Source organism: Pedobacter chitinilyticus (genome assembly GCF_003313385.1).
Lineage (GTDB): Bacteria > Bacteroidota > Bacteroidia > Sphingobacteriales > Sphingobacteriaceae > Pedobacter > Pedobacter chitinilyticus.
This window is the reverse complement of record NZ_QMHN01000007.1, coordinates 127,530-139,368: the sequence shown is the minus strand read 5'-3', so window position 1 is coordinate 139,368 and position 11,839 is coordinate 127,530. Positions and strand designations below refer to the sequence as shown.

6 protein-coding genes are annotated in these 11,839 nt (G+C 43.8%); all 6 read left to right on the top strand.

The features are described 5' to 3' along the window. The first annotated feature begins 1,023 nt into the window (after window positions 1–1,023). The 6 genes from DUT70_RS18870 (at window position 1,024) to DUT70_RS18845 (ending at window position 11,835) form a co-directional block, all read left to right on the top strand. Window positions 1,024–2,586, top strand: a complete 1,563-nt coding sequence (locus DUT70_RS18870; RefSeq protein ID WP_240432196.1) for a DUF4832 domain-containing protein — start codon at window positions 1,024–1,026, stop codon at window positions 2,584–2,586. A gap of 30 nt (window positions 2,587–2,616) precedes the next feature. After that, complete coding sequence (locus tag DUT70_RS18865; protein WP_162926670.1) at window positions 2,617–4,401, top strand: DUF4886 domain-containing protein; 1,785 nt, start codon at window positions 2,617–2,619, stop codon at window positions 4,399–4,401. A 3-nt stretch (window positions 4,402–4,404) separates the two neighbouring features. Next, window positions 4,405–6,468, top strand: a complete 2,064-nt coding sequence (locus DUT70_RS18860) for an alpha-galactosidase (protein ID WP_113648926.1) — start codon at window positions 4,405–4,407, stop codon at window positions 6,466–6,468. 6 nt (window positions 6,469–6,474) lie between these two features. Continuing rightward, window positions 6,475–8,463 (top strand): glycoside hydrolase family 97 protein, encoded by a 1,989-nt coding sequence (locus DUT70_RS18855; RefSeq protein WP_113648925.1) that lies wholly within the window; start codon window positions 6,475–6,477, stop codon window positions 8,461–8,463. 9 nt (window positions 8,464–8,472) lie between these two features. After that, window positions 8,473–10,260, top strand: coding sequence for a glycoside hydrolase family 2 protein (locus DUT70_RS18850; protein WP_113648924.1), 1,788 nt, complete (start codon window positions 8,473–8,475; stop codon window positions 10,258–10,260). A gap of 273 nt (window positions 10,261–10,533) precedes the next feature. Then, window positions 10,534–11,835, top strand: coding sequence for a glucuronyl esterase domain-containing protein (locus DUT70_RS18845; RefSeq protein WP_205529842.1), 1,302 nt, complete (start codon window positions 10,534–10,536; stop codon window positions 11,833–11,835). The last annotated feature ends 4 nt before the right edge of the window (window positions 11,836–11,839 follow it).

Here is an 11,839-nt window from a genome sequence, read left to right as displayed (position 1 = left end):
GTATTATTAGAGATTCCTCGTTATACTCGGAATGACAGGTAGGGAGCATAGCTAAGGATATTGTGCTTATTGGTTCATTGGTTCACTTGTTCATTAGGTAATTAGTACAGTCCACTCATGTCCGTCATCTCGACCGTAGCGGAGAGATCTTTAAACTTCGCTTTTTGGTTCATTGGTTCAATTGTTCATTAGTTCATTGTCCGTTCATGTTTGTCATCCAGAGCGCTACCTATACCGACACTTCGGTAGCGAAGGATCTCCTTCGTATTATTAGAGATTCCTCGTTATACTCGGAATGACAGGTAGGGAGCATAGCTAAGGATATTGTGCTTATTGGTTCATTGGTTCACTTGTTCATTAGGTAATTAGTACAGTCCACTCATATCCGTCATCTCGACCGTAGCGGAGAGATCTTTAAACTTCGCTTTTTGGTTCATTGGTTCAATTGTTCATTAGTTCATTGTCCGTTCATTTTTGTCATCCAGAGCGCTACCTGTACCGACACTTCGGTAGCGAAGGATCTCCTTTGTATTATTAGAGAATCCTCGTGATACTCGAAATGACAGGCGAGGAGCGTATGCTAGGTTATCATTGATAGGTAGGGAGCAAGGAATACATTTCCCTACTCAGCACTAACCACTATCCACTAACTACTATCCACTAACCCCTAACTCCTAGCCCCTGTTCCCTAATCCCCAACTAAACTACAGATAAGAATGAATTGCCAGTAACCTCCCCATTCTTTCTGTACAAAAACGAACCATTTCTGAACAAAACCATACCATGGACAAAGGCGGGGTTGGCTACTTTTGTATTTCAGGGAGGTGCATAGCGCAATGCTTTGCCAACCCTGTTTAACCTAACCAAGTGAATGTATGAAACCAAATACCACAGGTTTAAAATCCTGTACTCGTCTTTTTTTGAACCCCAATCCCTTAAGCAATGCCATCGCCATTTGCGCTATACAAGCATGCCTAATCAAAGCCAACTGAAACCCTAATGATCCCTAGACGATACCCATTAATGAACCAAAGAAACCTTTATACCCTACTCACCACATTGGTGTGCCTTACCGTTTTCATCACCGCTTTTAAAAACGATCAAAGCAACGATGTTGACCCTAAAGCCAATTATGTTTCCCTAAGCCCTGCATACGATAGTGTTAGCGTATTACGCAACCCTTTAAACGGTTGGGTGATGTATGCCGCCCGCAGTGCCGAAGAATCTTACTGGGATAGCGAATATTTGGTGCCCAGCTTAGGCAAAAAAGTAAAGCCTATCGATTACGCTTCGGCCTGTTACCTGCGCACCAGTTGGTCGTCCTTAAACCCTAGCGAAGGCGTATACACTTGGAACGATCCCAACTCGAGAATAGGACAGCTCATTAGAGGCGCACAAAAAAGAGGACTGCCCATTGCTTTCCGCATAGTGGTTGATGGTCGTGACCAAGGACAAAACACCCCACAGTTTGTGTTTGATGCAGGCGCTAAATATTATGTAGAAAACAGCGAACATCCCGATAGGCAAACCCCATACCCGCAAGATCCTATTTTTAGAAAGTACTATACTAAATTCATAGAAGCATTAGCCAAGGATTTTAACGATCCCGAGCGAACCTCTTTTATAGATGCCTATGGTTTGGGCAAATGGGGTGAAGCACATTTTGTGGTATACGAAGACCCGAAGACCGCCACCCCAGCAAACACCGAAAAACAAAAAGAAGAAGTGCTAGATTGGGTAACCGATTTATATGCCCGCACCTTCACCAAGGTTCCTTTAGTCATCAACTACCATCGCTTGGTGGGACATCCCGAAAGTTGGGCGCCAGCCAATACCAATAGCGATAAATTATTGGTAAAAGCCATTAATAAAGGCTACAGCCTACGCCACGATGCCTTTGGTATGACGGGTTATTACCAAAACTGGGAAAAAGATTTTGCGAAGCGATGGAATTACAAGCGCCCTATTATTATGGAAGGCGGCTGGATCACTTCGCGTACCCATAGCTATTGGAAAGACCCAAGCAAAAAATACAGACAGGGACATGACGAAGATGTACGATTGGGCGAATACGAAGCATCGGCAGAAGCAAAAGTAAATATGATGGACTTTAGAGCTGGTGGCGAAACTGCTTCGTGGTTTGAGAGATCGTTTCCATTAGTGCAGGCTTTCGTGTCCGAAGGTGGTTACCGTTTGTATCCAGACCAGGTGAGTGTGCCTACCAAGATTAAATCAGGCGATAAAGCCCAAATTACCCACCGCTGGCAAAACAAAGGTTGGGGCTATTGCCCTAATAACATCCCGCAATGGAATTATAAATATAAAGTTGCCTTTGCCATTTTAGATGGTAAAAGCAAAGTAAAACAGGTTTTTGTAGATAAGAATAGCGAGCCCTCAAACTGGTTAAAAGATAAACCCACGACTTATGAGTTAAATGCTGCGGTGGCATTGCCAACAGGCCATTATGCTTGGGCGGTTGCCATTGTAGATACCAGCAAGGAGAACGAGCCAGGCATTAAGTTGGCATTAGAAGCCGAAACCACAGAAGAAGGCTGGGTGAAGTTGAATGATTTTGAAGTGCAGTAGCCATTAAAACTAACCAAACCAAATATGATCATGTCACCAACATTGTACCCTAAAGCCAAAGCCTTTACCCTTTTGCAACAGAGCAAATGGCTTTGCTACTTTTTACTCGTCCTTTTTACCATAGGGATGGGTTCCTGCTCAAAATCAAAAACAGCAAACAATCCAACGCCCGAAGTATCGGTTAAACTAGACAAAGAAACCAGTACACTAATGCAGGGCGATGAGCTAAAGATCAACGTAAACTTTACACCAACCGTAAACACACCCAATGCAGAATATAAATGGCAGGTAGCCGATTCGAGAATTGCCGATGTTAAAGTGAATGCCGATTTCTCTGTCAATGTTACCGCAAAGAACAAAGGCGAAACGGAAGTAGCCCTTTATGGCCCTTCGGGTAAAAAGCTGGCGGCATGCCTCATTACAGTACAAGAAAAGCCTGTGCCCGATGATGGGATTGTAAAGATTTTGGCCATTGGCAACAGCTTTTCCGAAGATGCACTGGAGTCTTATTTATATGGATTGGCCAATTCGCGTGGGCATAAAATCGTGATTGGCAACCTGTACATCGGCGGTGCCAGTCTTTCACTGCACTTGCAAAATGCTAGCAACAACGCCAATGCATATGCTTACCGAAAAATTAACCAACAGGGCATTAAAGCCACTACCGCTAATGTCTCTATTGCCATGGCATTGGCCGATGACAATTGGGATTACATCAGTTTCCAACAAGAAAGTCCAAGCTCGGGCTTGTTCAACACCTTTGCACCTTTGGTAGATTTGTATAACTACGTTAAAACAAAGACGACTAACCCAAGTGTAAAGTATGTGCTTCACCAAACATGGGCTTATCAAAAAAACGCCACCTATTCTGCTTTCAATAATTACGATAAAAATCAGGATAAGATGTATGCGGGCATAGTAGATGCCTATATCCAAGCGAAAAACCTGATCCCAACTTACACGGTAGTGCCTGCGGGTACGGCCATTCAGAATGGAAGAACTAGTGTTGTTGGTGATAACTTTTGCAGAGATGGATATCATTTGGACATCAACATTGGCCGATATACTGCCGCCTGTACTTGGTTCGAGTCTATATTTAAGGAAAGCGTAGTGGGCAATGCCTACAAACCATCGGCCTTGTCCGACTATCATACCGAAATAGCACAAAACGCAGCGCATTTGGCCGTATTAAAACCTAACGAGGTGACCCAAATGGTGAACTATCAGGGGGGCGGCACTTCCGATTTTACCAAACCAATCTTGGTGAACTTTGGCGGAAACTCCACACCTTCAGAGTGGAACTCATTGGTTCAATATACCGCAGGAACCTCGATTGCTAATTTGAGAGATCAGGTAGGCGCCAATACCAACATCAGCATTACCATTGTAGAGGGATTTAACAACCGCAACCAAACTGGGCCTACCACTACCAATACTTCGTTAAATATGCCTAGCAGTGTTTCTTCCGATTCGTATTACGGCAATTCAAAAGCGGTATGGGAGAGCAAATCGGTTACCCAAAGCGTGGTGAAATTAACGGGGTTAAACACCGCTAAGAAATACAGCCTATGTTTCTTTGGGTCAAGGGCTAATTCTGGTACCGAAAATAGGGAAACCAAATACACCGTAAAAGGAACTAACGAGGTAATTGCCTTGCTTGATGCCGCCAATAACACTTCGAATATTGCCTGTGCAGAACAGGTTGCACCAAATACTGCGGGTGAAATTACCATTACCATTACCGCAGGCAGTAACAACAATAACGCCTACGGATTTTACTATATTAATGCCTTACAGCTAAAACAAGTGAATTAATCAATGAAGCCAATAAGGAGAAGTATATGGATAGCACTATTGTTTTTGGGAGTGTACACTGCCCAAGCAAATAGTGGCTATTACAGCCGATTAGATAAGGATACCCTAGTGATAGGGAACCAATGGATGGAAAGAAAGTTTCTTTGGAACAAAGGCAACGTTATGACCTACAGTTTAACCGATAAGCAGGCTCAACAAACATGGTTCAACAGGTTGAAAACCCCCGATTTTCAAATCACTAAGGACGCCGTGGCCTCAAATGGAAGCTACGAAGCAAAGGAAATCAAAGAAACCAGCATTCATCCCAACTATTTGACGGTAACCATCAGCTTCACCACAGGTACTTTGTCTGTTAAAAAGGTGTATCGCATTTACGAGAATAGTCCAACCATTGCTTGCGATATCTATTTAAAAGGAAGCGCCGATTTTCCAGTAGACAATAAAGTAGCCAATGCCGCCGATAGGAAGAATATTGAGTTCGCCGAAGACATGAAATCGCAGCAGCTTACAGCCATCATCGACCAAATCAAGCTGGATGGTTTCCACTGGCAAACCAACATTGTGGAGTTTTTTGACGTCACCGATTGGAACAATAACCTTGTCCAAGAAAGAAAGTTTATCCCTTATCGTAAAACTACCTATCGCGGGAATTTGCTATTGGCACACAATAACGAAAACAACAGTGGTTTCTTCTTTTTAAAGGAAGCCCCAACCTCTAGCGTGCAATTAGCTTATCATGGTTACGATTTTACCACTGACTTTAACCATTTTACCATGAGTGGATTGGGCCTAACCGCTGCCGACATCAAGACGGAGGAGTGGACCAAAGCCTACGGCGGGGTTATTGGCGTGTATAGTGGCTCGGAACTGGCACAACTGAAAGCCTTACGTAGCTACCAGAAAAACATGCGCAAGTTATTGCCACAGCGTGATGAAATGGTGATGATGAATACTTGGGGCGATAGGAGCCAAGACTCGAAAGTAAATGAAAAGTTCAGTTTACTGGAAGTAGAGAAAGCGGCTGAACTAGGGATCTCTCATTTCCAAATTGACGACGGATGGCAAGTAGGCAAAAGCCCTAACTCGGCCTTGGCTAAAGGCTCCTTTAAAAACATTTGGGATAACCCTGATTATTGGAAGCCCGATCCTGCTAAATATCCAAACGGTTTGCATCCCATTGTAAAACGAGGTAAGGAGTTAGGTGTAGAAATTTGCTTATGGTTTAATCCTAGCGTACAAAACGATTATGCCGATTGGGAGAAAGACGTGAATGCTTTGGTCACTTTATACCAAACCTACGGCATCAGAACCTTTAAAATAGATGGTTTAGCTATTCCCAACAAGCAGTCGGAAATTAACCTGCGTAAACTGTTTGATGGCGTGTTGGAGAAAACCAATCACGAGGTGGTATTTAATTTAGATGCTACCGCTGGTAGAAGGGCAGGCTATTATACCTTTAACGAGTATGGCAACATATTCTTAGAAAACCGCTATACCGATTGGCAAAACTACTACCCTTATTGGACGCTACGCAATTTATGGCAGCTGGCTAAATATGTGCCCGCAGAGAAACTGCAAATTGAGTTTTTAAATAAGTGGCGCAATGCAGATAAATATGGCAAGGACATTTTTGCGCCAAACAACTACTCCTTCGACTATTTATTTGCTACTACGATGGCCGCACAGCCTTTGGCATGGTTTGAAGGAACAGGCTTACCTGCCGAGGCCCTAAAAATCAAAAACCTGATTAAAGCTTACCGTAAGATACAGCACGATTTCCATAAAGGCATCATCTTGCCTATCGGCGATGAACCTTCGGGCAGGTCGTGGACAGGCTTTCAATCCATCAACGGAAACAAAGGTTACTTCATTTTTTATAGAGAACACACACCCAATGCTACAAGCGCCGTGAAAACTTGGTTACCCGCTGGCACCCAAATAAAATGTACGCCAGTGCTAGGCAATGGCAAGGCCATCAACACTACGGTAAGCAAAACAGGCAGCATTGAAGTAAGCCTACCCAAAATCAACGACTTTGTAATGTACCAATACGAAATTATCCCATAACACCGCATGAAACATACCTTAACCATATTACTATTGGCTTTGTCGCTTCCTACTTGGGCACAAAAGCAATACCAATTAAAATCGCCCGATGGCAAGCTGGTAGCCGCCGTGAGCTTAGGCGATCAGATAAGCTATTTGATTACACATGAAAGTGATACGATTTTAAAACCCTCTCCATTGGCAATGGCTTTAGAAAATGGTCCTGTTTGGGGCCGTGGCTCTCATCTAAGCAGCGCAAAGACCCATGCCGTCAATCAACAAATTAATGCTCTCTTTTATAAAAGAAATCAAATTACCGATCAATATAACGAGCTGGTACTTCAGTTTAAAGAAAACTTTAGCCTCATTTTTAGGGCTTACAACGAAGGCATTGCATATCGTTTTGTATCCAACAGCAATCAAGGCATTGTGGTGAAGAATGAAGAGGCTTCTTTTAATTTCGCCAAAGATTTTAATGCCTACGTGCCTTATGTAAAAGGAAAATATAAGGACATCGAAAGCCAATATTTCAACTCCTTCGAGAACGAATACACTTACACCACTTTGAGCAAGATGAGTGCCGATAAGTTGGCATTTAGCCCCTTGGTAGTCAGTTTAGATAAAGGAAAGAAAGTATGTTTGGCAGAGGCCGATTTAGAAAGCTACCCAGGGATGTACTTGGTGAATAAAAATGCCTCCACCTCACTACAATCTAACTTTGCACCTTATCCCACTACCACCAAACAAGGTGGACATAATGAGCTACAGCAATTAGTAACCGCTCGTCAGCCGTACTTGGCTAAAAGCAAAGCCAAAGCAAAATTCCCATGGCGCATCGTCATCGTGTCTACTAGCGACACCCAATTAGCCGATAATGACATGGTCTATAAATTGGCAGCACCGTCAAAGCTAACCGATGCATCGTGGGTTAAACCAGGTAAAGTAGCTTGGGAGTGGTGGAACCATTGGGGCATTTCGAAGGTTGATTTCGAAGCAGGCATCAATACCAAAACCTATCAGGCTTACATTGATTTTGCAGCTAAAAACAATATCGAATACGTGATTTTAGATGAAGGTTGGGCTGTCAATAAAAAGGCTGACCTGTTCCAAGTGGTGCCCGAAATAGATTTGAAGCAACTCATTGCCCATGCTAAAGCTAAAAATGTGGGTATCATCCTGTGGGCAGGTTATTATGCTTTCGAAAGAGATTTCGAAAAAGTGTGCAAGCACTACTCGGAAATGGGTGTAAAGGGTTTCAAAATTGATTTCATGGACCGTGATGACCAGCCGATGGTGGATTTCCACTACCGAGCGGCGGAAATAGCTGCGAAGTACAAGCTCATGCTCGATTTCCATGGTACCTACAAACCTACAGGCATCAACAGAACCTACCCAAATGTGATCAACTTTGAAGCTGTGCATGGCTTGGAACAAATGAAATGGACAGGTCCCGAACTGGATCAAGTGACCTACGATGTCACCATGCCTTTTATCCGCATGGTAGCTGGCCCCATTGATTATACCCAAGGTGCCATGCGCAATGCCACCAAGCGTACCCATCGCGGTATTAACGACGAACCCATGAGTCAAGGCACTCGCTGTCGCCAGTTGGCCCAATATGTCATTTTCGAATCGCCTTTAAATATGCTGTGCGATAGTCCCACCAATTACGAGAAAGAACAAGAGTGTACCGATTTTATTTCGACCGTGCCTACCGTTTGGGACCAAAGCATCGCCCTAGATGGGGAAATTGGCAAACACTTGGCTATTGCCCGCCGAAAAGGAGCACTATGGTATGTAGGTGGCATGACCAATTGGGATGCCCGTCAAACCGTCTTGGATCTCTCTTTCCTAGGTGAGGGAAATTATGTAGCCGAACTTTACCGTGATGGCACCAATGCCAACCGTATTGCTTCCGACTACAAAAAAGAAACTATGGCTATTCCTGCCGACCGTAAAATAAGCCTTAACATGGCTAAAGGTGGCGGGTTTGCCATGAAAATTTACAAGAAATAACACCCGTTTATGATGAAGCCGAATACCTTTTACTTAGCATTATCCCTGTTTTTAAGTGTAGTTTTCACCGACTTGGTGGCGCAGCAAACCATTACCAATGTATATGGTCGCCAAACGCAATCGCTCAATGGAAAATGGGATGCCATTATCGACCTCTACGATCAGGGACGTAAGAACAAAATCTATTTGAATAAAAAGCCCGAAACCAAGATCGATTTTTATGAGTACTCATTCGATAACGGTTTACGTTTAAATGTGCCTTCCGATTGGAATAGCCAAATGCCCGAACTGAAATATTATGAAGGCACAGTTTGGTACGCCCGTCGTTTTGATGTCACTAAGCAAAGCGATAAACGTCTGTTCCTCTATTTTGGAGCCGTGAGCTACCGTTGTCGTATTTACCTGAACGGAAAGGAAATTGGACAACATGAGGGTGGTTTTACGCCTTTTCAAATGGAAGTGACGGATGCTGTGAAAGAGAAGAACAACTTTTTGGCGGTGGAAGTGAACAATACCCGCACGGTAGACGCTATCCCAGCCATGGCTTTTGATTGGTGGAACTACGGTGGCATTACCCGTGATGTGTTTTTGGTAAGTACCCGAAAAGTGTTCATCGAAGATTACTTCATTCAACTGGATAAACGCAAAGCCAACCAGATTGATGCGCATGTAAAACTTTCGGAGAAGGTAGCCAACACGCCTGTAACCATCGAAATTCCTGAGCTGCAATTAAAGCAAACCCTTAAAACCGATGCTAATGGGGAGGTGAAAACGTCATTTCTTACTAAAAAGCTGAAACGTTGGTCGCCAAATGCACCAACCTTGTATAAAGTGAAAGTGTCGAGTGAAAGCGATCAGGTAACCGAAGAAATTGGTTTCCGCAATGTTTGGGTAAAAGGGGAGGATGTGTATTTGAATGATCAACCGATCTTCCTCAAATCTATTTCCTTCCACGAAGAAATTCCACAACGCAAAGGCAGGGCATTTTCACAAGCTGATGCCGTGATGCTGCTATCGGAAGCCAAAGCATTAGGCTGCAACATGATTCGTTTGGCGCACTATCCACAAAATGAATACATCGTAAGGTTGGCCGAAAAAATGGGCTTCTTGTTATGGGAAGAAATCCCGATTTGGCAGGGCATTGATTTCGAAAACCAAGCCACCAAAGAGAAAGCAGGGAAAATGATGCAGGAAATGGTAATGCGTGACAAAAACCGTTGTGCATTAACCTTCTGGGGGGTAGCCAACGAAACGCAACCTTCGGCACCACGTAACGCATTCATCAAATATTTAATTGAAACCACCAAAGCGATAGATACCACTCGATTGATTACGGCTGCTTTTGATTTAGTGCGCTTCAATAAAGAAAGGCAGGTGTTCATCATGGACGATCCGTTTATCAAAGAATTGGATGTGGTGGCGGTGAATAAATACATGGGCTGGTACCATCCCTGGCCAGTAACGCCAGATAAAGCCACTTGGGATGTGGCTAAAGGACAGCCGTTAATTGTCTCAGAGTTTGGTGGCGAAGCACTTTACGGTAAAACAGGTGATGCCGATGTGGTGAGCTCATGGAGCGAGGACTATCAAGCCACCTTGTACCGAGAAAACCTAGAAATGTTTAAGCATATCCCTAACCTCCGTGGTACTTCCCCTTGGGTATTGTTCGATTTCCGTTCGCCTTTTCGTTTCCATCCCACCAATCAGGAAGATTGGAACCGCAAAGGATTGGTATCAGATCAAGGATATAGGAAGAAGGCCTGGTATTTAATGAAAGCATATTATGATAGTAAGTAAAGTTTAGAACTTAACTCGTCATTGCGAGGTACGAAGCAATCTCTTGAAGCAAATACTATCGCTTTAAGATTGCTTCGTCATTCTTCCTCGCAATGACGAAAAAGGCGGCGTCATTGCATGATGCCTAAACAGCGTCGACTAAGCAACTATGCTTATCCCCCTTTGGAGAGCCTGCTCCGACAATTTCGGAGGGGTAGGGGGAGGATTGAAGTAACCCGTCATTGCGAGGAGGCACGACGAAGCAATCTCAAAGAATATAGTAGAATGATAAAAATGGCAACAAAATTCACCACCATGAAATACAATCGATATAAAAACCAGATCCTTATAGGATTGATATCGCTATTGGCTTTATCAGCAGTGGGATATGCCCAACAGCCCAACTACGACGAATCCAAAGTTCCTGCCTACACCTTGCCCAATCCGTTAAAAATGGAAAATGGTAAGGCTGTAGTAACCAAGGAGGAATGGAACGAGCGTAGAAAGGAAATCCTACAACTATTTGAAACGCAGGTATACGGTAAGGCTCCCGCACATCCAAAGGACTTACACTTTAAGGTGTTGAAAGAAGATCGCTATGCCATCAATAACATGGCTACCCGAAAAGAAGTAGCCGTTTATTTTAGCAAAGATGAAAAGCACTACATGACCATTTTAATGTATGTGCCCAACAAACGCAATGGTGCTGTACCCATGTTTTTTGGTCTTAACTTTAAAGGCAACCATACCGTTTCCGACGATCCAAACATTACCGAATCCATTACCCGAATGAAACCCAAGGAAGGCGGTAAAGAAATACAGATGGGAACCTTTAAACGTGGTGCCGAAGCCTCACGTTGGCCTATCGAAATGCTCATTGCCAACGGTTATGCTATAGCTACCGTCTATCGTGGCGATATTGATCCCGATTACGATGATGGTTATCAAAATGGCGTGCAACCTTTGTTTTACCAAAAAGGGCAAACCAAACCTGCGGCTGACGAATGGGGAACCCTAGCTGCTTGGGCCTGGGGATTAAGCTGTGCCATGGATTACTTTGAAACCGATGAAGACATCGATAGTAAGAAAGTAGCCGTGATAGGACATTCTCGTCATGGTAAAACCGCTTTATGGACAGGTGCTATTGACCAACGCTTTGCCATGGCCATTTCTAACGATTCAGGCTGCGGTGGTGCGGCCATTTCCAGAAGAAAATTTGGAGAGACCTTCCGCAAGATCAACACGCTATTCCCACATTGGTTCTGCGAAAACTTCAAACAATATAATGATCGTGAGGAACATTTGGCGGTAGACCAGCATCAGCTCGTGGCTCTAATGGCACCTCGTCCAGTATACATCGCCAGTGCGGCCGAAGATTTATGGGCTGACCCCAAGGGAGAATTTCTTTCTGGTGTGCATGCTACGCCTGTTTATGAGGTGTTTGGTTTGGATGGAATCAAGGGTGTTGATGCACCAAAGGTAAATGAACCCATCATGAATGGCGCTATTGGCTATCACGTACGCTCGGGCAATCACGACATTAATTTATACGACTGGCAGCAGTTCGTCAAATTCGCCGATAAACACCTTAAATAAATTA